The sequence below is a fragment of the Streptomyces sp. NPDC005302 genome (assembly GCF_040607345.1).
Taxonomy (GTDB): domain Bacteria; phylum Actinomycetota; class Actinomycetes; order Streptomycetales; family Streptomycetaceae; genus Streptomyces.
The window spans coordinates 81,923-106,340 of sequence record NZ_JBEXGN010000021.1; the positions used below are offsets into that span (position 1 = coordinate 81,923).

Here is a 24,418-nt window from a genome sequence, read left to right on the forward strand (position 1 = left end):
CGATGAACACCCCCCACAACTGGCGGAAGTCGTCCTTCTCCGGCCCGGGCGACGGCGACTCCTGCGTCGAACTCGCCTCCACGCCGAGCACCCTCCACCTCCGCGAGTCCGACGACCCCACCACGATCCTCACCACCACCCCGACCCCGCTCGGCCACCTCCTGGAAGCGATACGCACGGGAACCGTCACGGCGCCGGGCGCGTAACAACCCCTCTACGAAGCCCTGACCGGCGTTCCACCCGAAATGATCAGCGCGATACGTTCCGGCGTACGTCCTGATCCAGAGATCGCAGGTGCTACGGGGGAACACGTGTCGAACAGGCCGGCGGACTGGCACATACTCGACCTGGACCGCGACCCGACACCGGGCGACCCGCAGCGCGTGCGCAAACTCGCCGGTTCTCTGGACGACTTCGCCGACGACGTGTCGGACATCCTCCGGGACATCAAGGGTCTGGCCAACGACGACGCGGTCCTGAAGTGGGCCGGCAAGACGGCGGACTCGTTCGCGTCGGAGTTCGAGGACGTGCCCGGCGAGCTGAAGAAGCTCAAGAAGTCCTACACGCTCGCGGGCGACGCGCTGGCGTCGTACTGGCCCGACCTGGACGACGCTCAGGAGAAGGCGGACAAGGCGCTGCGCGACGGCCGCAAGGCCCGCGACGAACTCGCCACCGCCCAGCACGCGCTGACCGGCGCCGACGACTGGGTACGGACGGCTACGGCCAAGGCCGACTCGTACGACCCGGGCAAGAGCCGGGCCAAGGACGTCCCCCCACCGGACGAGGCCGACGTCCGACGTGCCACACGTAACGCCCAGCACGCCAAGGAACAGCAGACCGCCGCCCAGAAGAACGTCGACGACGCGAAGGGCCTGCTGGACGCCGCGAAGAAGCTCGCCGCCCACGCCAAGGGACTGCGCGAGGACGCTGCCCGCCGCACGGTGAAGAAACTCCACGACGCCTCGGACGCCGGTATCCACAACCGGCACTGGTGGGAGGAGCCCATCGACTGGGTCTCCGACCACTGGGACGAGATCGTCACGGTGTGCAAGTGGGTCGTGACGATCGTCGGCATCATCGTGATGATCGTGGGCGGCCCGCTCGGCTGGCTCGTCTTCGCGGCAGCCCTGGTCGTCCTGGCCGACACGGTGAGAAAAATGCTCAACGGCCAGGCCGGCTGGGGCGATCTCATCTTCGCGGTCCTCGACTGCATCCCTGCGACCAAGGGTTTCACCAACCTCGCGAAGATGGGAAAGCTCTGGAAGGCGGGCGGGCTGCGCGGCTTGGGCGGCGCCTTCATGAAGGGCATCGGCGGAGGCCTCCTGAAGCAGGCCCGACAGCTCAGGTCGGGGGAAGGACTCCGGGCTGTCACCCGGCCGTTCAAGGGTTCGTCACGCCTGTTCGGCGGGACGATCCCCTACCGCGAACTGTCACCGAAGGCACGTCAACTCGCCAAGGCGCTGACCCGCGGCCCCGTGCGCATCGGCCCGAACGAAGTGAGCGTCGGCCACATGGCCGAACTCCAGAGGTTCCATGGCGTCGAGCACGCCGTCCTCCAGAATCCGGCCGGCGAGATGCGGCTGTTCCAGGGCACGGAACTGACGACCAGAATTCCCGACGATCTCGCGGGCGACGGCTACAAGTTCATCGCTCACACGCACCCCGAAGACCGGATACCCGGTCCCCCCGACGAACTGGAAGCCGCGCGGGGCACCAGGAACAGCATGACCCGGGACCTGGAGAACAAGAGAAGTCCGCACACGGAGGTCGTCATCAGCCGGGACGGCAACTTGAGATTCTTCGACGACACCGGGGTGATGGAATTGCCTCAGGGGACCTTTCCACCGGGTGGACCCATCAGCGACCGAGGCGGGCTCGTTCCCGTACCCGGCATCTAGTTCATGCGCTCGGCGATGTACGCTCCCGGGACCTGACCAGCAGGAGAACCATGCCCGACATCAATCGTTGCCAGATCTGCGGCGAGGCGGCACCGCCGGTCGAAGGCCAGTGCGGAGAGATCACCGGCTACCGTCTGGTTCGTGACCCCTGGGCCGGTTCTCCCGCCTTCCTCGACGGCAATCTCCACTTCTCATGCCTGGAACAATCCGACGAGCGAGCCCAATTCCACGCCGAATTCGTGAAGCTCGTCCAGGCAGGGCATGAAGAGGTCGCCGGCCTGGACGGCTCGCAAGCGGCGTTCACCAGGATGGGTCTCGGGATGTTGCCCGTCTTCTCAGGCGACGCGTGCGACATTTTCCAGAGCCAGGTGTCCGACCGCTGGATGGTGGTGAAGAAGAGCGGCCCGTGGTTCGGACTCGGCCTCTCACAGCTCCGCGTCATCGGCGGGGGTGGAACTCCTGCCTCGCCCGCCGACGTGACCCGCTATCGGCTTCCCTCGGATCTGGGGGACGAGATCGGCGGCTACGGCCTTCCCGAGCTTCTGCAACGCCTCGGAGTCACGCATCGATACCCCGACGCGGCCGAGGTGCAATACCGCTTCGTCGACTACTACGCGCCGAAAAACCTCCTCGACTACATCGCGTCCGCTCCCCTTCCCCTGCCGGACGAGGCTCGCGACTTCCTCGCCGCTCACGCGAAGACGTACACACCCGTCACCTTCGACGACGAGGGCGCGTGAGCGGGTACCCCGAAGGCAGGAACCGGGGACCGGGCCCGGCGCGACGAGCCGGCACGCAGTTCGGTACCGGTCCGGAGTCCGGCCGTCGATCACCGGCGACGCATCCGTAGATCCTCACCTCTGACGTCAAGGAAGCGGAACGTGACCACGCGCATCGATGACTCGAAGGACTCGCGCCCGTCGACGGGCTTCGCGCTCGCCGTTCCGGAGTCATGGTGGGAGTTCGACATTCGCCCTGAGGGCAGGGACGCGACCATACGGGCGCTCGTGGACGATCGGGTCCGGGAGACGCCGGAGCTCGCCCCCTACCGGTCCGACCTGACCACCATGCTGCGCAGGATGGCCAAGGACGCGCACGACTCCGGCGCGGTGTACATGGGCTGCATGGCGGAGAACTTCGACGGTGTCCCCCTCTCGGCGACGATCACCGTGTCCGTCGTGGGGGCCAGGAGCGAGCAGGGCGCGGCCCTGTCCACCGACCCCCGGGCCATCGCGGACAGCCTGCGCACCATCACGCCCCGACGCGAGGACGACGCCTGGCGCACGGTGACCACCGTCGAGATCCCCGAAATCGGGCTCACGGCGCGGACGTTCGGCGTCGAGGACGTACCCGTCTCGCAGGGAGACACCCGTACGCTTCGTATGGTGCTGACCCAGACGTACATCCCGGTCCCGGGAACCACCGGCCAGGTCGTTCTCGTCTCCGGGGCCAGTCCCGTGCTGGACCTCGCCGAGGCGTTCCACGACATCTTCGACGCGGTGACCAGCACTTTCCGTTTCGTGTGACCGTAGGTCCGAGTTCCAGGAGGGGGAACCGACATGGGCGGCGGCAAGAGTGACCTCGCGCTCCCGTTGAGCGAGCTGGAGGACTACGGCGGGCGGCTGCGGGACATCAAGAAGCGGCTGAACCACACCAAGAAGCTGTTCGAGTCCTACAAGGACGACCTCGGTGACGACACCGTCTACGACGCCCTGGACGACTTCGAGTCGGGCTGGGAGGACGGCCGGGAGGACATCGGCCAGGCCCTCGACGCGCTCGCCGAGATGTCCGATGCCGTGGTCCGCGAGTTCCGCAAGCTCGACGACAAGCTGGCGAAGGACGTGAAGGACGGGGTGAAGACGGAGGACGGGGGCCAGAAGGGCGGGGGCGGCAAGTAGCCGTGGCCGTCGGGCGGGTGATTCCTGCCGAGCGCGCTCCGTACTCCTACGGCCGCGCCGCCTCAGCCCGCTCCCTCCCCGCCTCAGTCTGACCCGTTCTCCGCTCAGCCCACCTCGTTCTCCGCCACCGCGCGTCCGTGCACCGTCACGTCGCCGCCGTAGAACAGTCCCGTGAACACCGGCGAATAGGTCAACTGGACCTCGACCTCGACCTGTTCGGCGTCGGCGGCCACGCAGTGGGTGGAACCGATGTCCCGGCCGGACATGCCCATCTCGCGGGCGAACGCCTTCACGCGGGCGTCGCAGTTCTGGGAGTTGATCGGGGCGGGGCCGTTCTGGTTGTCGTAGAGGGACTCCAGGTCGATGTCCTGGGCGGCGTACCGGGCGGCCTGTTCGGCGATGTCGGCCGCGCGTTCCCGCTTGGAGATCGACATGCCGCCGTCGATGACGAACGCGGACAGGGACAGGAAGAGGAGCGCGAAGATGATGACCGCGCCGGCTCCCGAGCCCCGGTCGTCCAGGCGGACCCTGCGTGCCGCGGCCCATGCGCGGGCCCGTGTGCCCACGCGTGCGGCGGAGTTCAGCCTCATGCCGTCCTCCGGAACGGGTCGAGGGGCGAGCTGAAGGTGGACTTCAAGGTGGTCGGGACGTCGAGTCCGATCATCGCGAGTCCCCGGACCTCACAGCTCACCTCGACCGAGAAGAGCGTGTCCGGCTCGAACCCCGCGCTGGTCTGCGTCACCGTGACCGGTCCCGAGCAGATGTCCCCGAGGTCGGCCTCGGCCGCCTTGCGCGCCTCGGCCATCGCGGTCCCGTGGTCCTTCTGGATCGAGCCGGCACGCGCGGCGTCCCGGGCGGCGCCGTCCAACGCGCCACGCCCGTCGACCAGTTGCCCGAAGGCCACCAGCACCAGGATGAACAGGATCATCACGGGGGCGAGGATCACCACCTCGATGGTGGACAGCCCCCGGTCGCCACGACGGCCGGACATCCGGGCGCGCAGAGCCGTCGGCGAGGGCTTCGGTACGGTCACGGGCCCGCATCCTTCACGAACCGCTCCACCGGACCCGACGACTGCGCGTGCACCGTCAGGTCGAGGCCGGGGAAGACCGTGGGGATCTTCGCCGTGACCTCGACACCCACGGTGTCCGGGTCGGGCTGAAGCATCCGCACGTCCGGCGAGAGCACCAGCTGCGGGCCTAGCTGGCGGATGTAGCTGTCCACCACGTCCCGCGCGTCACCGCGCCACGCCCCGGGCTGCGCGTCCGCCGTCGCGCGCGCCTTGCGGGCACCCGCCTGCGCCGCCGCCTGTGCCACGTGGTCCGCGAAGAAGTACAACGCGAACTGCACGGTCGCGAAGATCATGAAGAAGAGCACCGGAGTGAGCAGCACGAACTCGATCGCGGTCATGCCGGAGTCGCCGCGGGCGGAGGCTGCCTCCACCCTGCGGCGCACCCAACGACGTACCCCTTGACGTGCGCGCACCCGAATCCCCGTCTACGTCGCGTTCAGCAGGTCTTGCCCGCGTCGGCACCCTTGATGCAGTCGCCGACCTTGTTGGCGCCGTCGCTCAGCGCGGCGTTGATGATCGCGGCGACAACGCCGACGATCGCGACGACGACGGCGGAGATGATGACCCACTCGACCGCGGACGCACCCCGGTCGAGTTCGCCGGAGCGGGCACGCTGCACCCGGCCCTGGAGGAAGGTGATCAGGAAGTCCACCCCCGGGATCCCGGTGTTGAAGTTCCGTCCGTTCATGGTGGGTTGTCCTCTCGGAAGTTGAGTCAGTGGTCGGCTTGCGAGGCGGTGGGACGCTTTTCGGTACCGCGGACGTGCGGACGTACGACGTTCAGACCTGGAACACGCGCATCGCCGCCGGGAAGATCAGGAAGACCAGGAAGCCGGCGCACAGGAGGAGTTGGGCCACGAGCATCGACTGGGACTTCTCGCCCGCGCTGCCCTCGATCTCGGAGAGCTCGCGGTGCCGCATCGTCTCGGCACGCGAGGCGAGCGACTCGCGCACCTTCGCGCCGTCGTCCGCGACCAGGGCCAGCGAGGCGGACAGGTCCTTCAGCTCCTCGACGCCGAGTTCCTCACCGAGCGAGCCGAGCGCCTGCCACTGGCTGATGCCGGTGATCCGGGCGTCGGCGAGCGCGTTGCGGATGCGCTGCGTCGCCCAGCCGTCGGAGATCTCGGCGGCCGCCATCAGCGCCTCGGGCAGACCCCGGCCACCGGCCAGGCTCATCGACACGAGGTCCAGGTACGCGCCGATCACGCGCCGCAGGTCGCGCCGCCTGTCCACCGCGTCCCGCCGCACCTCCAGGTCGGGCAGGAAGAAGAAGACGAGCGCGAAGAGCAGCGCCAGCCAGACCGGGATGATCGGGCTCCTGCCGAAGCCCAGCGTCCAGACGACCGCGAACAGCAGCGGCCCGAAGAACACACCGGCCGCGGCCAAAAGCACCTTCGTCGCGAGGAACCTCTCCCAACTCCGGTCCAGGACGGCCAGGTCGGCGCGCAGCGAGCGCTGCTCCCAGCCCTGCTGGAGATAGAAGTCGGCCACCCGGGTGCCCACTTGGGCGCGCAGCCCGGCGAGCCGGCCGGTGTCCTGCTGCCCGTGGTGCGCGGACTCGTACGCGGCCCCGCGGGCCCGCATCGCGTCGATGCGGGCGACCTGGGCGACCGCGCTGCGGCGCGACGGCATGAGGGCGCGGACGAGGGCGTAGATCCCCAGTCCGAGCACGGCGCCGATCACGATCGGCATGGTCAGGTTCATCGGCGTACCGCCTCATCACCAGAAACCGGCGTACGGGGGCGTACGAACTGCACGGACGCTTCGTCACGCACCAGGAACCGCTCGGGCGTCTCGATGGTGGACAGCTTGCGCAGCCACCAGAAGCCGAGGGCGAACAGGCCGCAGACACAGGCGAGGACGAGCTGGCCGACCGCGGTGCCGTACGGCTCGACGAAATCACGGTTGAAGATCGAGAGTCCGAGGACGAAGGCGATGGACACCGCGACGACGATCTGCACGGAGCGCCGGGTCGAGGCGCGCTGGGCCATCACGCGCTGACGCATGTCGACCTCCTCGCGCGCGGACTTGGCGAGGGCGCCGAGCACCTGCCGCAGTCCCGGGCCGCGCAGCTTCGCGTTGAGGATGAGCGCGGCGACGATGATGTCGGCGGACGCGTCGTCGATCTCGTCGGCGAGCTGCTGGAGCGCCTCGGGCAGCGGGGTGCGCGAGCGCAGCCTGTCCACCAGGGCGTCGAGGTGCGGGCGCAGGACGGGGGCGGAGGCGCGCGCCGAGGCGGGGATGGCCTGTTCCAGACCGACCGCGCCGGCGATGGTGTCGCGCAGTGACTCGGTCCAGGAGGCGAGGGCCTCCACGCGACGCATCGCCGAGCGTTCCTCCGAGGCGCCGCCGAAGAGCTTGTCCCAGAAGAAGACGAGGATGCCGGCGGCGATTCCGGCGACGGCCCAGCGGGTGAGGAGCAGGACGACGAGTCCGGCGATCGCCGCGATCGAACCGCGCTGACCGGCGAACCGGATCAGCTCGTTGGCCCGTTCGGTCGCCTTCTGCTTCTCGTGCTCCGGCTTGGCCGGCAGTCCGCGGACGGCGACGGCGAACAGGGCGAGGCCACCGCCGACGGCCACTCCGCAGCCGAGCGCGTACAGCACGGTCGTGGAGAACAGACCGCCCATGGAGCCGAGCGAGTCGAGCGCCGCGAGGGACGTCATGTCCTTGCTTCCGGTCGTCGTGACGGGCGTTGCGACGGACGTTGCGATGGTGGTCGTGAGGGTCATCGTCGTCACCAATTCCCGCTGCCGGGCAGCCGGTAGCCCTGCGCGATGAGCTCGTCGAGGCAGGCGATGGGCGCGTGCGGCACGATCCGGCCGTCCGGGGCCTCGGCGAACACCTCGCTGGACAGCACCCGTCCGTCGACGCCGTTGACCTCGCGCACGGAGGTCACCATGCGCTGGAGCCTGCCGCCGGACTCGTACTCGTTGCGGCGCTGGATGAAGACGACGAAGTTCACCGCGCCGGCGATGAGCATCTGGCTCGCCTCGATGGGCAGGCGTTCGGTCGCCTGGAGCGCGTACGTGGAGATGCGGTTGAAGACCTCGCTGGAGCTGTTCGCGTGGATCGTGGACAGCGAGCCGTCGTTGCCCTGCGACATCGCGTTCAGCATCGTCACGATCTCGTCGCCGAGGACCTCACCGACGATGACGCGGGAGGGGTTCATACGGAGCGAGCGGCGCACCAACTCGGCCATGGTGATGGCGCCCTGGCCCTCCGAGTTGGGCAGCCGCTCTTCGAAGGCCACCACGTTGGGGTGCAGGTCGGCGAAGGTGTCGAGGCCGAGCTCCAGGGCGCGTTCGACGGTGATGAGGCGCTCGTGCGGCGGGATCTCGTTGGCGAGGGCGCGCAGCAGCGTCGTCTTGCCCGCGTTGGTCGCGCCCGCGATCATGATGTTCTTGCGGGCGCGGACGGCGCAGGCGAGGAAGTGTGCGACCTCGGGGGCCAGCGTGCCGTTGCCCACCAGGTCGGACATGAAGACCTTGCCCATCCGTGCGCGACGGATCGACAGGGCGGGCCGGCGCGTGACGTCCATGACGGCGGAGAGCCGGGAGCCGTCCGGGAGGCGCAGGTCGAGCTGGGGGTTGGCGGAGTCGAAAGGACGGGACGACAGGCCCGAGTAGGCGCCGAGGATCTGGATCAGCTCGATCAGTTCCTCGTCGTTCTCCGCGACGGGGTCGCCCGTGCTCTCCCTGCCGTCGGCGTATCCGATGAAGACCTGGTCGTACCCGTTGATGTCGATGTTCTCGACGTCCGTGTCGTCGAGCAGCGGCTGCAGGCGGCCCACGCCGAACAGCGCGGCGTGCACGGCGGCCGCGTACTGCTCCTCGGTCTCGGCGTCGAGCGGGGTGCGGCCGAGGTTGATCTCGGTGCGGGCGTGGTCCTCGAGTATCTGGGCGATGACGGCGCGCGCGTAGTGGCGCTCGTCCTCGTTGGACATCGGGGTGACGCCGCGGACCTGGTCCTCGCGCCGCTGCTCGGCGATGCGGTCACCGGCGTCCTGCCGGAACCGCTTGACGAGCTGATGGTCGACCGCGGTCATCGCCCGGCTCCGGTGACGGGCTGCCCGTGCGGCCCGGCGGATCCGTGCGGTCCTTCGGCCGGTACGGACCAGGCGGCGCCGTACTGCTGGTAGAGGTCCGCGGTGACCTTGCGGGCCGAGCGGATGAGCAGCGACTTGTCGAGGCGTCCGCGCCGGCGACCGGCCAACTGCTCGGCTCCGGCCGGGTCGTCGGCGAGGGTGCCGACGACGCGCGCACCGGTCTGCGCCGCCACGAGCATGTCGTTGACCTGGTGGACGAGCTTGGCGGAGTCGCCCGGTTCGGCGATGAGGACGACACCGATGAGCGGGGTGGCCATGCTCGCGGCGCCGCGCGGGCCGCCGTGCAGCTTGGCGGAGAGGGCCGTGGCACGGTCGCGGACGCGCGCGATGGCCTCGGGCTCGGTGCGGGACAGCAGGAGCACCAGGGCGGCGTGCGGGAAGAGTTCGACGGCCGGGGTGTCTCCGCTGATGCGGCCGCAGTCGGCGATGACGTCGGCGGGCGCGTTCGGGGAGTCGGCGAGGTGGGCGAAGGCGCGGCCGAGGGTGGGCCAGAGCCCGGCGAGTCCGGCCGCCTGCTCGGCCATGCCGAGGCCGACGAGGACTTCGAGCCCGCCGCTCAACGGCTGTACGTGGTCCCAGAGTTGGTCGGGCACGAGGCCGCGGCGCGCGGTGGCCGCTATCGACAGCATGCCGGTGTTGGGGTTCAGCGGGCCGCCGTGGGCCGCCGCGCTGCGGTACACGAGGTCGCCGCCGGCCGGGTCGGTCTCGGCGAGCAGCACGCGACGGGGCCAGACCGCGGAGAGCGCCACCGCGGCGGTGGTGACTCCGGGGGAACCCTTGTCTGCGGCGAGGGCGATGAGCGCCATGACTGTCTACTCACTCGCCTCTAGTTGCCGGGAACGAGGACGAGGGCGACCTTGCCGGCCGACGAGGCCTGGGCGACAGCCGCGGCGTCCCCGATGTCCACGATGAGGGTGACCGGCAGGTTGGTACTGCTTATCGTCGCGTCCGAACTGGTCTTCACGGAGAGGACCTTGGCCTTCTCGACGATCGGACTGTCGTCCGCGCCGGACGAGCTCGAACCGGCGGAGGCGGACGAACCCCGGCTGCTGGAGGTGTCGTCACCGACCCGGTAGACGGCGACGGTGTCACCGGTCTTGATGTCCGCCGGGTACTGGCCCTCCTTGAGGGAGACACCCACGGAAGCCTTGCCGTCCGGAACCGTCGCGCCGTTGGAGAACATCTCGCCGATGACGAGGGTCCCGGTGTAGATGGTGGACTTCGCCTTGAGCTTCTTGAGCGTGCCGAGCTGCTTCCACTTGACGTAGTTGATGCCGGCGTCGTCCGCGACCATCACCGACGCCACGTGGTTCCCCACGGAGTCACCGGCCTGGATGTCGCTGGTCACCTTCACGACCTCGACGCGGTCGCCGGCCCGCAGCACCAGCATGGTGGCGCCGAGGGCGCCGACGAGGATGAGGAGGACGGCGAGTGCGGCCAGCGCGGGTTTGCGCTCGCGAGGCGGTGTGGGAAGACGGTCGCCCATCACCGGGTGAGCCGACGAGGCGGAACGGTTGTTGCCCGCCCCCGTACGCTCTTGGATCTTCACGCAACCGCTCCCCGTACACCCAAGAAAATGTCTGTCAATTCACGTGCCAAACTGGACACTTCGCCCCCGTGCCCCTTTACGGGACGTACCGCCCGACCTGGCCTGATAGCCAACGCTGGAGCGAGTGTCAGGCCATGGCACCGTATCAGCCGCACATAAGCCCCTCAAGGCGCGTCAAGACACCCGAAGCGCAGCCGACTCGACGTTACCGACGCGCAACCAGAGCCCCATGGTTCCCTGTTGGCCCGGCCATCCTCGCCCCCTCCGACCTGTGCGTCAGCGAATCCCTCACCGCTCCCCTCGACCCCCCTCGTCACCGACCGTGCACGAGGCCTGCACGAGGTGCTCACGGGTGGGGGTGGGAGGGGCGAGGGTTTCAGCCACATGGGGGACCCGCAACTTCCGGGCCAAGGCGACGGACAGCAGTAACTCCCCTGGTCGGAACCAGTCCAGCACCTCAGAACCCCCAAGGACGGGGATGGACCGGGAGCGACGGGTCCTCCGACCGCACGAGGCGGGATTCGACGTCCTCGCCGAGGAGTTCGGTGAGGCGGTGCGCGGCCCTGCCGTTCCAGTAGACGCCGCCCCGGTACTCGGGCACGCGGTACGCCGCGAGGTGGGAGGGGAGCGCCTCCGGGCGGAAGACCGCCTTCGTGATCTCGCCGGTGGTCCTCTTCGGCCGGGACGACCTGCGGGTGTCCAGGCAGTCGACGATCCCCTCCACGAGATAGAGGACGTAGTCGTCCGGCCCGGCGGCATCGGCGGGTGCGGCCCCGTCGGTGGCGACCGGCACGAAGCGGCCCGCTTCCGCGAGGTCGTAGGCGAGGAGGCCGGCGACCCGCCCGCTCAGGACGGGGGCGCCCGGATATCCGCTCGGGAACTCGCTTCCGCGCCACCCGGGATTGCCGTCCCACGTGCCGTCGAACGAGGTCGGAAGATCGGAGTCGGCCCCGATGATCTGCCAGCGGATGAGTTTCCTCAGGGAACTGCCCAGGAGCAGCGTCCTGAACTCGCCCATGCGCGGCAGCAGGCGGTACACGGAGCGTGGGTTCGGGGTGGTGTCGGTCCGGGAGCAGCCGGAACGGAGTGCGGCCGGCGAGGAGCCGAGGCCCGTTTCGCCGGGCTGCCTCGAGGCGGGCCCGCCCGAGTTCCTCGCTCCGTCCGTGACGAAGGCTGCCGTCAAGGTCGGGTCGAGGACCACCGGCTCCTCCGGGTTGGCCTCATCGCCACGGAATCCTCCGTCCGGGAACATCTCGAGTGGTGATCAGTCCCGCAGTCGGTCGGCGGCGAAGACCAGAAGCTCGTCCAGACCGACCTCGCGCGGCGAAGATTCCTCGGCCTCCAACTCAGTGAGCGTCCATCCGCCGTCCCAGTCCGTGCGCCATACCTTGCCGTGCCGGTTCTCGAACTCGACGAAGCCGCCGACCGCGTTCTCCAACTGCGGGATCTCCTGGAGGAGAATCCGCTCATAGCTCAGCGCGCGCCCCGGATTGGTGCTGCCGCCGCCGGTCCGCGGGTTGTCGAACCGCATCTTCAGGAAGGGCACGGGCTCCCGGCCGATCTCGGCGGGGTGAAGCATCTTCGCGTACCTGGCCTCGGCTTCGGCCAGACTCTCGCGGCCGGAGAACTCGCAGGCGTACCCGGGGAAGACGATGTACGTCACGGCGGTGAGGTCCGGATTCTGAGCCTTGTGATGACCGTGCACCTCCGGTAGGGCAGCCGCTACGGTGTCGAACGCGTAGCCGGGCGCGCTGAACCCCTCCGCGAAGCCGATGAAGCGTTCTCCGCCGATGAGTGCCTCCTCGTGTTCGCGGGCGAAGGAGAGCACGGCTCGGGCAAGGCTCTCGTCGTGCTTGCCACGCTGATTCGTCTGGAGAAGGCGCTTCCCGTCACCCGTCAGGGCACCCGCGAAGTGCAGCACGGGATTCAGGTTCCACTGCCATGCCTGTTCCAGTTCGCCGAGCGGTGCCGCGTTGCGGAATCCGGCGACAAGGGACTGAAGATCCATGGTTCCTTCCAAGATGGTCACGGGTGTCAGGAGCAGGCGTAGTTCGGTCCGGTTTCCTGGCTGTATCTGGCGTCCATCATGGCCCCCCCACGAGAGTTCTTGCTCTTCTCCATGGCTTCCATGTTGTCCGGATCGTTGTAGAAGTCGTTGCGGGTGGCACGGCCGGTAAGTCTGCCCTCGCGGTTCCAGTGGTCCACCACGGCTTCGCGGTGCTCGTACGAGACCGTCTCACTGAACGGTTTGGTTCCCGGGTTGCTGGGATCCCAGATGATGTCGCCGTTCCCGTCGAACCACGTCAGCTGATCCCGCGGAATCTTCCGCCCCGCGGAGTCGAGCGGCCGCTCGCCCTGCGCGATGCCCTCATTGGTCCAGTTCTTGGCCATCTCGTCGTGGGTGGACTCCCGATAGCCGGACGGATACTCGGACTTCCGGTTGTGCGCGGTCTCGGGGGCATTGGGGTCCCTCGCGTACTCCCCGTTGTCGGGATCGCGGTAGAGGCCGAGTGGATCGATCCAGCGGTACGGGTTGGCGACGTACGCGGTGTCGTTGGGGGCGGGGCCCAGCCCGAGCGGGTCGGGGCTCGTGTAGTGAGCGGTGGCCGGGTCGTAGTGGCGATGATGGTTGTAGTGCCAGCCGGTCTCCGCATCGGCGTACTGCCCGGGGAAGCGCAGAGGGCAGTCGACATCGCCGTCGGTCGGCTCTCCCTGTCCGCTGCGCCCGTTCGGCAGGGGCAGACCCCAGAGAGTGGTGCGCCGCCGCCAGACCAGCTCGCCCTCGTCGGATATGAGCTCGGCAGGCGCACCCGACAGGTCGGTGACGACGGCGTGGAACCGGGCCCGGGTGTCCCCGCGCCCGGGGCGGTGGTCGATCTGTGTCAGCGGAAGGTGGGTACCGGGCGCGTAGTCCCAGGTGGTGCTGTGGCCACTGCCGTCGATCTGCTCGGCGAGCCGCGCTCCGTCCCACGTGAACCGCGTCTCGTCGGCGACACCGCCGTCGCCACCGAGAAGTTGCTTCGCGACTCTCCGTCCGGCCGGATCGTAGAGATAGCGCCACAGGGCGCCGTCGGGTGTGGTGGCACCGGTGAGCTGGTTGTGGCTGTTCCAGGCGTAGGTGCGGACGCGCTTCTGCCCGTTCAGCAGCCGCCGCACGGATCGAACGATGCGTCCTTCGCCGTCCCGCTCGTAACGGGTGCGACCGCATCTGCGGACGAGGGAGCCGGTGAATTCACGTTCGGTCTCGTCCGCTTCGCTCGCCGGAGACGTTGCCGCACTCAGGTTCCCGACACTGTCGTACGCGTACGTCTCGGACCAGTCGCGTGCGTGCACAGCGGTGATGCGGCCGGCCGGATCCAGATCGAACCGCCGTGTGCCAGTGCCGAGTTCGTCGAGTTCGGCGAGGAGTCCGTCAGCCCGATAGGCGTACGTGCGGTGCTGGAGAAGGGTCTCCGCACCGTCGGGGTGCTGCGAGATCGTCTGCCCGGTGAGCCGGTTCGCCGTGTCCCAGGACTGGTCGAGCATCACCCCGCCGGCCAGCTCGCGGCCGACTTCCCGGCCTGCGGCGTCGAAGTGGAAACCCACGTGGCGCCCCGCGGCCTCGAGGCTGTCGGGTTGACCGGCCGCGTCGTACGACCATGTGGAGATGATTCCGGAGGGCGTACGCCGCTCCGTCCTGCGGCCGATGGCGTCGTATTTGTACTCCGTGGTCCTTCCGTCGATGCTCTCGGCCAGCAGCCTGCCGACCGCGTCGTACCGACGGTCCACCCGCACCTCGGGCCCTGCCTGCTCCACGAGGCGGCCGAGGGTGTCGTAGCCGAGCGTCGTGACATGCCCGTCGTGGTGGACGGACGTTGTCCGGCCCAGAGAGTCACGGCCGTAGAGGACCGTCTCGCCCGCTCCGTTGGTGTAGGACCTCAGACCCCCCATGGCGTCCACGCCGTAGGTGAGCACACGACCGTTGAAGTCCCTCTCGGAAATCAGACGGTTCGCCTCGTCGTAGACGTACTCCCAGGCCGCACCCTGGGGATTGGTCACGCGGGTGAGATTCAGCTCCGTGTCGTAGGTGAAGGAATACCGGGCGCCGTCCGGGCGAATCCGTTCCCGGGCCAGACGGAAATGGGTCGGCGTATAGCTGCTCACCTGCCCCAGCGGATCGGTGTACGTGAGGAGGTTGCCGGCCGCGTCCCATTCGAACCGTTCCTCGTTCCCGTCGGGTGAACGGCGCGACGCCAGTCTGCCCTCAGGAGTCCAGCCGAAGCGGGTCGTTCGGCCGAGTGCATCGGTGAACGCGGTCATGTGACCGAACGCGTCGCGTTCGACGGTGACGGTGCTTCCCAGCGGATTGGTGAGACTCAGCGGCAGACCGGCACGGTCGCAGGTGGCTCGTCGCGTATGGCCCAGGGCATCCGTGACGCCCACGAGGAAGCCTGACCCATCGAAGTCATAACGCGTCTCGGAACCGACCGGATTGATCGTGGCAGTCCGATTGCCTCGATCGTCGTAGGAATGCTGCCAGCTGACCCCTGCCCCTTCCGTCACCGTGACGGGCAGGTGCAGATGGTTGTAGACGGCCGACGTGGTGGTTCCGTCCGGCCTGGTGACACGCGTGAGGTTCCCAGCCTCGTCATAGGCGTAGCGGTACGTGTTACCCAGTGCGTCGGTGCGCGAGACGAGCCGGTCGGACGCGTCCCATTCGTTGTACACGGACGCACCGGTGGCATCCGTGACGGAGACGAGCTGCCGACGCTCGTTGTGGCGGTAGGTGGTGAGGTGGTGGAGCGAGTTCGTGTACTGGGTGGTGCATGCCTCGGAGTCGTAGGCGATGGCGCAGTCGAGCACACCATCGGCTCCCTCACCCCGTACGACGCGGTCATGGTCGTCGTAGGTGAAGCGGTACCAGGACCCGATGCGGTCGGCCCAGGAGACGATCCGGCCGCGGCCGTCGTAAGTGAGCTCGAACGGCAGGCCGGAGGAATCGAAGATCGCGACCAGGTCGCCCGCGGCGTCGTAGGCATAGCGCAGAACGGTGTTGGGGTTTTCGGAGGCGTCGTGCGGGTCACGCAGCCCTAGCCCGGTGATACGACCGGCTTCGGTGTCGACCTCGACGTGGTATCCGCCCGAATGCCGGACCGCCACGGGGGTGCCATCGGATGAGCGCTCGAACCGGACGACATTGCCATGGCGATCCGCAATCGCGTCCAGAGGCATGGTGAACGCCTCGTCGCGTCCCTCTTGCACGGCCACGGGAGCGAAGCGCCGGGTGATTCCGCTCTTGACATCGGTGACGCACAGGGCTCCGGGCTGCTCGGCATCCCATGACAGGGGCCAGCGCGGTCCTTCCAACGGCATGACCGAACCGTCCGGGGCGGGCGGGGGATAGCAGAGGACCATGCCGTCCTCGGTGGCAAGGACCACGCCTTCGTTGTCGAGTTCCAGCCGCTCGTCGAACGTCGAGGCCCAGGAGTCCCCGAACCACCGGCCGGACCGATAGGTCGACAGGTGCGTACGGCGAAGGATCACGGGGAGTACCCCGGGCAGAGCCAGGTCCGTGTGCTCCATCAACATTTCGCCGGAGACCATGTCGATGGGGTCGCCGTTCTTGCAACGTCCCTTGGCGGGCTTGCTCTTGGCGATGGCATCGTCTGCCTCTTTGCGCAGACCCTTCCGTCCCAGCCCCTTGACCATGGCCTTGAGCCCGCCCTTGCCCAAGGTCTTCATGCCTTTGGCGAGTTTGCCCAGGGACGTGATGCCCTTGCCGCCGGGTATGCAGTCCAAGGCGGCGAAGGCGACGTCCAGTAGGCCGGCTTGACCCTTGCGATATTTGTTGAGGGTGTCCGCCAGGACGACCAGGGCGGCGATCAGCACGATCGCGCCGAGGATCGGCCCTCCGATGATCATCGCGATGACGCCCACCACGGCGACGACGACCTTGCACACCGCGACGATGGTGTCCCAGTTGTCGGAGAACCAGTCCCCGACCTCCTCCCACCACTTGCGGTTGTGGATCCCCGCATCCGACGCCTCGTCGATCTTCGACTTCGCGTCCCGCGCCGCCTCCTCCCGCATCTTCCGGGCATCTGCGGCCATCTTCTTCGCAGCGTCCAGCGCATTGCCCGCCGTCGTCACATCCGACTGAGCACTGTCGTGCGCCGACTTCGCGTGCTGCGCATCCCGGGTAGCGGCCCGCACCTTCGCCTCGTCGGGCTTCTCGGTGCCGCTCTTGCTGCCGGTCGGATCGTCCTTGTACTTGTCCGCTTCCTTACCGGCCCGCGTCACCCACGAATCAGCCGACGACAGACGCGACTTCGCCGACGTGAGATCAGCCTGCGCATCCCTGCCCTTCGCCAGCGCCTTGTCCGCCAGCGCCTGCGCCCGCTCCAACTTCGGCCAGTACGCGGCCAGGGCATCCCCCGCCATCTCGTACGACTTCTTCAACTTCTTCAACTGCTTCGGCACACCGGCGAACTCGTCCTGAAACGCCTTCGCCGACTTACCCGCCCACTGCAGAACCGTGTCCTCGTCCGCCATCCCCTTGATCAGACGAAGCGCATCCCCCACGTCATCGGCGAAGTCGAGCAGGTTCTTCGACAGATGCCGCACCCGATCCGGATCACCCGGCGTCGGATCCTTCTCCAGATCCAGCACATGCCAGTCACCCGGCCGATTCCCCACCATGCCGCAACCCCCGTGACAGCAACACCAACAACAACACCGACAACACTCGTATGCATGAGCGAAGTTACTGGATGTGTGCGAGGCGAGGAAGGGACGCCGGGGCGGACCCGGGGGTAGCGGCCGAGAGGTTACGCCGCGAAGCGGAAGGTCGAGGTGATGGCGTCGAAGATGTCGAAGAAGGAGTCCGCGAGGTCGAGAACCTGGCTGCTGCCGGCGACGAGCGCGACTTTGCCCTCCTGGCCGGGCACGGGGATGAACGTCTGCATGAGAACGGCACGGATCGTGCGCTGAAGGGCGTCGTCCGGTACGGCGATGTCCTCGATGCCGTACGTCCGCGCGGCGGGACCGACGCCGGGTATCTCGACCGTCGTCACCTTGCGCCAGGCGTCCCCTTCCTTCTTGGCTTCCCGCACGGCGAGTTGGCCGGCGATGACCTGCGGGTCGGTGGAGAGGGCCTCCCCGGTCTGCGAGCGACCGCCGACGATCGACACGGTGACCGAGCCGGTGATCGGGGTGTCGCCGCCGAAGGACTCGGCCATGCAGCCGCAGTACAGGGCACCGGACTTCCAGGCGTCGGCGGCGGCCTTGCGCAGGAAGGTGGTGTAGGTGTCGCGGTACTGCGCCAACTCCGGCCGCTCGTCGATCCGTTCGGCGACCATCCTCCGTATCGAGTCGTCCCGCGACTCCGGCCGCACGTCGAACTCCCACCACGACTCCGGCACCTTGATCCGGAATCCGCCGCGCTCGATGGTGAGCGTCTCCATGTAGCGGGCCATGACTGCGTCCCCCGGGGTCGTGGTTCGTGGTTCACCGTGCGTCGCTGCCGGCTGCCGTTCGCCACTCCGTTCGGGCCGACGGCTTGGGTCAGGGTACGAGGTGGGGGATCGGGCGGGGGCGGTAGGCGCGACGGGCCGTCTCCCAGAGGGGCGGCTGTGCGTAGCTCGCGCTAACGGGCGCGAAGGGGCCGGGGGTCACACAGAGGCGCCCGTGCACCCGGCTCGGCCCATCCGCCCGTGTCGAGAACGTGGCGGACCTGTGGAGGGATCACGCAGTTGACGCACGGGGAACCGTCCATGGCGGGGAGGGTGTCCCATTGACCAGGGTTTCTCCCCAAGCATCACCATCCCCAGGGAAGTACCTCCTGGCGAAACCAACAGCCCCACGGATACCGTCATTGCCCTTGACTGACTTGACTGAACTGATGTCTCACGGGGAGTCCACTGTGAACCGCCGCTCTTTGCCCGTTGCTGCCGCGTTCGCCGCGACCACGGCACTCCTGCTGACAGCCTGCGGCAGCGGGGACGACAGCTCCAAGGGGAACGACAAGATCGCGGGGGCGGGCCAGAGCGGCTCACCATCGACTTCGGCCAGCGCCTCCACCGCGGACCGTGTTGAGCGTCCCGACCTGACCCTGCCGGGCGATATCAAGGAGACCTTCCAGGGGTGGAAGACGGGCGACGCGACCAAGGACTCCATCCTTGAGGACGCCGGACACGCTCAGACCGCGGTGACTTACGCCGTCGCCAAGGGAGATCCCAAGTCCGAGGCTCTCGCCTTCTATCAGGCCGGTACGGCGTTGCCCGGAAGCCAGGACTGGGTCAAGACCATCGTCGACTCCGGCTCCACGTTCACCGGGGCCGTGCGCTACCACTCGCCCAAGCTCGACGTATTCGACAAGAAGTCGGCGGGACTGTCGTACTGCTCGGACGAGAGCAAGGCGTTCAACAAGAATCGCAAGACGCAGGCGATCAAGAAGACGCCCACGACAAAGGACTCGTACGTGCTCTACAGCACTCGTCTGGAGAAGAACAGCGACGGGATCTGGCAGACCACCAAGCTCGTATCGGAACGGGGCAACAAGACGTGCACGCCGTGACGAAGCGAAGCGGCCGGTGGCTGGTCGTGGCGGCCGTGACGGCAGGAGCCTGCGTACTTATGCCCGGCACGGCGATGGCCGGCGGATGGGGTACCGACGGCAAGTCGAACGGCGCCAAGACGGAGACCAGTGGCGGTCAGTCCGGCTCCGACCTCGTGTCCATGGTCCGCTTCAGCGGCAGTACTCAAGGCACTGGCAGCGGCAGAGGCAATGTCACGCCGGTCACCGACTGGGCCCCGCCGGCTTGCTGGTACGAGCCCCGCACCGCCGCGGACTTCCAGAAATACGTCGAGGACATGTACACCGAGACGGTCAACTATCCCGGGCAGCACAGCTACGCGAAGACCGCCGTCGGACAGTTCCGGGACATGTACAAGGACGGGAAGTACAAGGACTACAACCTCAAGAAGGCCGATGAGGGCACGTGGTGGGTCGCCGTCCAGGACCCTGACCGCTGGATGGAACCCGCCGCTCAGCGCTGCAACGAGGTGCCCTTCTGGGTCGTGAACGGGGACACCCCGGACGTACCCGAGGCCGTCACGCCGAGGGTTCTCGCCGAACTGGCCTACAGCAGGCTGAGGCTCCCGGAGACAGAAGTCACCCTCGCGCCGAAGAACGTCACCAAAGTGAACCTGCCGACGTGGGCTTGGTTGGACAAGGCCAAGTTCAAGCCCGCCGATGTCACCGCGCAGATAAATGTGGGCGGTCTCCACATTCAAGCGACCACAACCGCCAAGCCCGTCGCACTCCGGCTCGAAGCGGGCACAGACGACGCCGAGACGTACCCTGCCTCCGGCGAGTGCCTGATCAACGACGACGGCTCGATCGGTGAACCCTGGGCCAGGGGGAAGTCCGAACGAACCCCGCCCTGCGGCCTCAAGTATCTGCGGTCCTCTGGTGACGGCACGTTCGAACTCAAGGCGACGGTCACCTGGGAGATCAGCTGGACCGGCACGGGCAACCCTGGTCCGACTCGACTCCCCGACGGCACCTTCGGAACGACCCAGGACGTGACCGTCCAGGAGATCCAGTCCGTCAACCGATGACCGCGGCCGCCGGATCCACGCGATCCCGGCCCAGCGACGACTCAGGGAGTCAGAGACCGCATGAGTGACCTTCGCCTCGAGGACACCATCTTCGAGGATCTGAAAAAGACCTTCTCCAGCATCAGCGACCGCATGGAGTCGACCCGCCGCACCCTGCGCGGGACGGACGCCTCGGCGGTGGGTGAGAGCAAACTCGTCGAGGACGTGCAGGACTTCGCCGACGACTGGGGCTACGGCATCAAGCAACTCGGGAAGCACACCCAGGGCGCGGTCAAGATGATCGACAAGATCGCCGACTCGTTCGGGAAGCTCGACCTCGACCTCGCGGAATCCCTCAAGGCCCCGAAGAAGAAGGGCAAGTGACGTGGCCGGACACCGCCCCGCCTTCCCCCACATAGGCTGGGATCCCACCCCCGGCGACGTCGAGGACACCCGGGAGTTGGCCAAGAAGCTCGGGAACCTGGCGAGCGAGCTGGGGACGGCGCTGAAGGAACTCGAACAGATCGAGGCGGGCGCCTGGAAGGGCAAGACGGCCGTCGCCTTCAGCGAGTACATAGGCAAGGACGTCACGCCTCTCATACGCAAGAGCCACGACTCCTTCGACAAGGCCTCCCACGCACTGCACCGCTGGGCGACCGAGCTGCACGAATTCCAGGATGAGGCGACCCGCCTCGAAAAGGCCGCCGGAGAGAAGCTCGAAGCCAAGGAGAAGGCCGAGCAGAAGGCCGACGGCAAGGGCAGCGAGGAACTCGGCAAGGCGTCGGGCGCGGTGGACGAGGTCACCGGCAAGGTCCACGACCTGGAGAGCCGCTATTCGTTGGCGGCGGGCAAGATCAGCAAGGAGCTCGACAAGGCCGGCGACATCGCCCCTGACGAGCCGGGGTTCTGGGACAAGCTGGGGCACGGGATCGCGGACGCCTGGGACGCCACGGGCCAGTGGATCAAGGACCATGCCGACCTCATCGCGTTTATCGGCGACCTGCTGAGTGACCTGACGGCGATCCTGGGGCTACTCGCCATCATCACCATCCCCTTCGAGCCTCTGGGCGCCATCTTCGGCGTTGCAGCCCTGCTCACGAGCGGGCTGGCTCTGTTGGCGCACTCCGTGGCGAAAGCGGCCGGGGCAGAGGTCAGTTGGATGGAAATCGGTACCGACGCGATCGGCCTCCTCCCGGGCATCGGCCTTTTCGGCAAGGGCGTCAAGGTGGCGAAGGTAACAACGGCCGGCGATAGGGCGGCGATGTTCGGCAAGGGAATGCGGGGCTCGACGCTGGCACCTGGCGCACGCAATCTCTTCGCCACCGGAGAGCTGGCGGAAAAGGTAGAAGGAGGGCTCAGCCTGCTGGGCAAGAGAGTCGTTCTCGGCGGCACCTTCGAGAGGATCGGATTCATCAGTTCCGAGTCCGGAACAATGAATCGGCTTGCCAGCCTCGCGGAGGCTGGGTACCACCAGGGCCAGTGGGTCGGGACGAAGGGGCTGAAGCTCGTCACTGGCAATAGGCTGAGCATCGATCCAGAAGGGGCGCTGGGAATCACGATCGACGCCGCCGGCAAGATCGGCCCGAAGATCACCACCATCACGCAGCACATCGGGGAAGCGGTCAACCCTGGCGACCGGTTCCACGCAGCCGCGACCTCTCACTGAAGGCGCTACTCGGATGGCTATTTGGCAACCGCTTCCCGGCGAGACCTCGCTGGCCCGTACCCCGGGTTGCTTCGCTACGGGTACGGCCACTGCGGTCGCCGGCATGCGCTGGTTCCGCGACACGGACCGCAACGACATCCAGGGCGAGCTGCCCGGATGGCCGGACGGCCCGGTCTTCACCATTCTCTCCACATCGCAGCGACGAGCCCACGCGGCAGGAACGTTCGGCATGCGAGCCATTGCTCTCGCGGTCCTGGCAGCGGTGGAAGTAGTCGGAGCAGCCGGCAGTTTCGGCAGCAGTCCCAACGGCCCGGGGCGCACACACGACCATGAGAACGAGGTTGCCGACTTTCCTGTGATGTGGGCCGCCCCGGCAACACTGGCGCGCACACTCCCCTGGCAGCTCGACCCGAGTCGATGCCCCGAGCGCTACCGCACTCATATCGTCGTCACCGACCGGCGCGTACTCGTCATCGGCTTCCCGGACAACAACCTCACACAGGATGAGGTGCTTTGGGAGACCAGCAGGGAGAACATCGCGGATGTAGGCCGGCGAACGTACTCACGAGTGGGCGCGGAAGCAGTGATTACTTTTGTCGACGGCTCGTGGTGCAGGCTTGCCCCGCCAGAAACAAACCGTCACTGGGAGGTTGTGCGCCATCTCGCCTACTCGTCAAAACTCATCAAACCCGAGGCGTTGACTCCCGGTCAAAAACAGGCGGTGGCAGTTTTTGAATCTGAACAGCCCTCGTACGGCACCGTGGTGACCCTTCGCGCCAGCGGCAACTTCACTGTCGAAGTGCAGTCCGATCCGGTACCCGACGCACGCGAGGGTGCCGATCCTCTCGTAAGGGCCATGGGACCGAACGGCGAATCCGTGAAATTCAAACCAGGCGACCTCTGAGCGAGACGACGACTCTGATGACCACCTCCACCGGTACCGTCCCACCCTCGACTGCCGACGACGGCTCCGACATACCACCGATCTGGTTCACCGTCCCGGACGGTCTGTTCGCCCTCCCCATAGCGCGCACCACGGAGGAACGCGACGCCCTGGCCGACTCGTTCGTGCGAGAACTCTACTCGCGGGGTGACGAATCGATCTGGAGCCCGGCTGCGCCCTACTACGCGGGGATCGCCGAATACATGGCGGGGGAAGGCGTTTCCTACGCCGCCATGGGTCTCTTCTCCACCGAGGGCAGTGGTGTCGCCCAGTGCGCCTTCACCGTCGCTGCGGTGAAGACCGACCAGACAGATCCCGACGTCGCCGCGCAGGGCACTCTCGCGATCCTCTCCTCGGACCCGTTGAACGACGCCCGTTGGCTGGACCTCCCCTGCGGTCCCGCGGTCTCGTGTGTGACGCTCCGCGAGTTCACTCTGCGGCCCGAGGTCACGGCAACCGGTGAAGAGACCAAGCTCCTCACCGGCCAGATCCAGATCCACGTCCCCTTCCCCACTGGCCCGTACACGGCGATCCTCACGCTCTACACGGCGTCGACCGAGTACTGGGGCGAGTTCTGCGACATGACGGCCGCGATCACGCAGACGGTGTCCTTCACCGACGAGACATGACGGAGAAGCCCCGGCTGACCTCGGCGCAGATCGAGGGGCCACGACGGTGGTCCCATGCGGACCCGTCGTTCGACCACCGTCTCGCGACGACAGACGAGGACGCAGTGAGTACGAGGATCTGGCAGCCGGAATCGGGAGAGACCCTCCTTGCCCGCGCCCCGGTGACCTTCGCCACCGGAGCTGCCATGCGCGTCCGGGGCAAGCGATGGTTTCGCGACACCGAGCGCCGCGACATTCAAGACGCGCTGCCCGGATGGCCCGAGGGCCCGGTCCACGCGGCTCGGTCGGCGACGGGTTCGGCTGCTCGGAACGCCGTCAAGGTGGCAGCCATGGTCGTGGGAGTAGCCGTCATGGCTGTACTCAGCTCTGCGGGCGGGAATGTCACCGGGACCAACACCCCGAACTCCGGCTCCGGCACCCCGGACGACCGGGATGACGAGGTTCTGGACTTCCCCGTCATCTGGGCGGCGCCCGGGGCCATCGCCCGTACCCTGCCCTGGCAACTCGATCCCGGCCGATCCGACGAGAAGCGCTATTGCACGCACGCGATCGTCACAGATCGTCGACTGGTCATTGTGGGATTCCCCTTCGACAAGAAGGACCTGACGAACATCCTGGACGAGGTCCTCTGGGAAGTCCCCAGGACGGCCGTCAGCCACGTCGAGCGAAAGAACTTCAAGACGGGTAGTGACTTCAAAGTCACCTTCTCCGACGGCTCTTGGTGCAGGTTGAGCAGTATCAGCCGACAGCGGCTGATCCGCTATCTGATGCCGATCGAGCTGATCGCCCAGGATTCGCTGACCGCAGCACTGAGAGCCGCAGTCGATGCCTACGTCTCGAAGGTCCAGCCTCCTGCCGGTGTCTCGCCCGTCGTCAGCCGCCCTCCGGGGGGCAACTTCCGGGTCGAGTTCCTGCTGCCGGAAGATCTGGATGCCTACTTCGGCGCATCGGAGCGGAACACCCTGATCGATGCCGAAGGCAGGAGAGTCGCGGCTGCGGACTACCGCCCCGAGGACCTCTGAAGCCCGCCCCGCCTCCCACGTCTCACCAGCACGGCCCGTATCCGCGCGGCCCGAC

25 protein-coding genes are annotated in these 24,418 nt (G+C 67.6%); 12 read left to right on the plus strand and 13 right to left on the minus strand.

Going from position 1 to position 24,418, the window contains the following annotated elements:
- Window positions 1-2: 2 nt before the first annotated feature.
- The 5 genes from ABZT74_RS27075 to ABZT74_RS27095 all read left to right on the plus strand — a co-directional run bounded on the left by ABZT74_RS27075 (window position 3) and on the right by ABZT74_RS27095 (window position 3,796).
- Complete coding sequence (locus tag ABZT74_RS27075; RefSeq protein WP_355878140.1) at window positions 3-206, plus strand: DUF397 domain-containing protein; 204 nt, start codon at window positions 3-5, stop codon at window positions 204-206.
- Window positions 207-311: 105 nt separating this feature from the next.
- Entirely contained in the window at window positions 312-1,898 is a 1,587-nt protein-coding gene (locus ABZT74_RS27080) for a putative T7SS-secreted protein (RefSeq protein ID WP_356438810.1), read from the plus strand.
- Between the two features lie 50 nt (window positions 1,899-1,948).
- Window positions 1,949-2,638 carry a hypothetical protein gene (locus ABZT74_RS27085; RefSeq protein WP_356438812.1) on the plus strand — a complete coding sequence of 230 codons (690 nt, stop codon included), beginning with the start codon at window positions 1,949-1,951 and terminating at the stop codon, window positions 2,636-2,638.
- Window positions 2,639-2,779: 141 nt separating this feature from the next.
- Window positions 2,780-3,424, plus strand: coding sequence for a hypothetical protein (locus ABZT74_RS27090; RefSeq protein WP_356176856.1), 645 nt, complete (start codon window positions 2,780-2,782; stop codon window positions 3,422-3,424).
- Window positions 3,425-3,457: 33 nt separating this feature from the next.
- Window positions 3,458-3,796 carry a hypothetical protein gene (locus ABZT74_RS27095; protein WP_355878149.1) on the plus strand — a complete coding sequence of 113 codons (339 nt, stop codon included), beginning with the start codon at window positions 3,458-3,460 and terminating at the stop codon, window positions 3,794-3,796.
- Window positions 3,797-3,900: 104 nt separating this feature from the next.
- Here ABZT74_RS27095 and ABZT74_RS27100 read toward each other — a convergent pair whose 3' ends face one another.
- From ABZT74_RS27100 to ABZT74_RS27160, 13 genes are all read right to left on the minus strand, one after another.
- On the minus strand, window positions 3,901-4,386 hold the full coding sequence (locus ABZT74_RS27100) for a pilus assembly protein TadG-related protein (RefSeq protein WP_355878152.1): 486 nt from the start codon (window positions 4,384-4,386) through the stop codon (window positions 3,901-3,903).
- A complete protein-coding gene (locus ABZT74_RS27105; protein WP_356176914.1) occupies window positions 4,383-4,787 on the minus strand; it encodes a TadE/TadG family type IV pilus assembly protein in 405 nt (134 codons plus the stop codon). Before ABZT74_RS27105 ends, ABZT74_RS27100 begins: the two co-directional genes overlap by 4 nt.
- A 38-nt stretch (window positions 4,788-4,825) precedes the next feature.
- Complete coding sequence (locus ABZT74_RS27110; RefSeq protein WP_355878300.1) at window positions 4,826-5,206, minus strand: TadE family protein; 381 nt, start codon at window positions 5,204-5,206, stop codon at window positions 4,826-4,828.
- A gap of 98 nt (window positions 5,207-5,304) precedes the next feature.
- Window positions 5,305-5,556 carry a hypothetical protein gene (locus ABZT74_RS27115; protein ID WP_081218765.1) on the minus strand — a complete coding sequence of 84 codons (252 nt, stop codon included), beginning with the start codon at window positions 5,554-5,556 and terminating at the stop codon, window positions 5,305-5,307.
- Window positions 5,557-5,647: 91 nt separating this feature from the next.
- Window positions 5,648-6,571: a type II secretion system F family protein gene (locus ABZT74_RS27120; protein WP_356176852.1), complete on the minus strand. Its 924-nt coding sequence runs from the start codon at window positions 6,569-6,571 to the stop codon at window positions 5,648-5,650.
- Window positions 6,568-7,497, minus strand: a complete 930-nt coding sequence (locus ABZT74_RS27125) for a type II secretion system F family protein (RefSeq protein ID WP_356176913.1) — start codon at window positions 7,495-7,497, stop codon at window positions 6,568-6,570. Before ABZT74_RS27125 ends, ABZT74_RS27120 begins: the two co-directional genes overlap by 4 nt.
- Window positions 7,498-7,604: 107 nt before the next feature.
- Window positions 7,605-8,915, minus strand: a complete 1,311-nt coding sequence (locus tag ABZT74_RS27130; RefSeq protein ID WP_355878158.1) for an ATPase, T2SS/T4P/T4SS family — start codon at window positions 8,913-8,915, stop codon at window positions 7,605-7,607.
- Window positions 8,912-9,781, minus strand: a complete 870-nt coding sequence (locus tag ABZT74_RS27135; RefSeq protein WP_356438814.1) for a hypothetical protein — start codon at window positions 9,779-9,781, stop codon at window positions 8,912-8,914. Before ABZT74_RS27135 ends, ABZT74_RS27130 begins: the two co-directional genes overlap by 4 nt.
- A 20-nt stretch (window positions 9,782-9,801) precedes the next feature.
- On the minus strand, window positions 9,802-10,524 hold the full coding sequence (locus ABZT74_RS27140) for a hypothetical protein (protein WP_356438817.1): 723 nt from the start codon (window positions 10,522-10,524) through the stop codon (window positions 9,802-9,804).
- A gap of 457 nt (window positions 10,525-10,981) precedes the next feature.
- Window positions 10,982-11,563, minus strand: coding sequence for a hypothetical protein (locus tag ABZT74_RS27145; protein WP_356438820.1), 582 nt, complete (start codon window positions 11,561-11,563; stop codon window positions 10,982-10,984).
- 225 nt (window positions 11,564-11,788) lie between these two features.
- Window positions 11,789-12,532 carry a hypothetical protein gene (locus ABZT74_RS27150; protein WP_356176847.1) on the minus strand — a complete coding sequence of 248 codons (744 nt, stop codon included), beginning with the start codon at window positions 12,530-12,532 and terminating at the stop codon, window positions 11,789-11,791.
- A gap of 26 nt (window positions 12,533-12,558) precedes the next feature.
- Window positions 12,559-17,202: a DUF6531 domain-containing protein gene (locus tag ABZT74_RS27155; RefSeq protein WP_356438823.1), complete on the minus strand. Its 4,644-nt coding sequence runs from the start codon at window positions 17,200-17,202 to the stop codon at window positions 12,559-12,561.
- 128 nt (window positions 17,203-17,330) lie between these two features.
- Window positions 17,331-17,978 (minus strand): hypothetical protein, encoded by a 648-nt coding sequence (locus tag ABZT74_RS27160; protein WP_356176615.1) that lies wholly within the window; start codon window positions 17,976-17,978, stop codon window positions 17,331-17,333.
- A 446-nt stretch (window positions 17,979-18,424) separates the two neighbouring features.
- Here ABZT74_RS27160 and ABZT74_RS27165 point away from each other — a divergent pair, with 446 nt between their 5' ends.
- The 7 genes from ABZT74_RS27165 (at window position 18,425) to ABZT74_RS27195 (ending at window position 24,363) form a co-directional block, all read left to right on the plus strand.
- On the plus strand, window positions 18,425-19,078 hold the full coding sequence (locus ABZT74_RS27165) for a hypothetical protein (protein WP_355878176.1): 654 nt from the start codon (window positions 18,425-18,427) through the stop codon (window positions 19,076-19,078).
- Window positions 19,075-20,124, plus strand: coding sequence for a hypothetical protein (locus ABZT74_RS27170; RefSeq protein WP_356176613.1), 1,050 nt, complete (start codon window positions 19,075-19,077; stop codon window positions 20,122-20,124). The genes ABZT74_RS27165 and ABZT74_RS27170 overlap by 4 nt, the downstream gene beginning before the upstream one ends.
- 60 nt (window positions 20,125-20,184) lie before the next feature.
- On the plus strand, window positions 20,185-20,487 hold the full coding sequence (locus ABZT74_RS27175) for a hypothetical protein (RefSeq protein ID WP_355878182.1): 303 nt from the start codon (window positions 20,185-20,187) through the stop codon (window positions 20,485-20,487).
- Between the two features lie 76 nt (window positions 20,488-20,563).
- Complete coding sequence (locus ABZT74_RS27180; RefSeq protein WP_356176611.1) at window positions 20,564-21,769, plus strand: enoyl-CoA hydratase/isomerase family protein; 1,206 nt, start codon at window positions 20,564-20,566, stop codon at window positions 21,767-21,769.
- Between the two features lie 13 nt (window positions 21,770-21,782).
- Window positions 21,783-22,673 carry a hypothetical protein gene (locus ABZT74_RS27185; RefSeq protein WP_356176609.1) on the plus strand — a complete coding sequence of 297 codons (891 nt, stop codon included), beginning with the start codon at window positions 21,783-21,785 and terminating at the stop codon, window positions 22,671-22,673.
- A gap of 17 nt (window positions 22,674-22,690) precedes the next feature.
- Complete coding sequence (locus ABZT74_RS27190; protein WP_356176608.1) at window positions 22,691-23,341, plus strand: hypothetical protein; 651 nt, start codon at window positions 22,691-22,693, stop codon at window positions 23,339-23,341.
- Window positions 23,338-24,363, plus strand: a complete 1,026-nt coding sequence (locus ABZT74_RS27195) for a hypothetical protein (protein ID WP_356438826.1) — start codon at window positions 23,338-23,340, stop codon at window positions 24,361-24,363. The genes ABZT74_RS27190 and ABZT74_RS27195 overlap by 4 nt, the downstream gene beginning before the upstream one ends.
- Window positions 24,364-24,418: the final 55 nt, after the last annotated feature.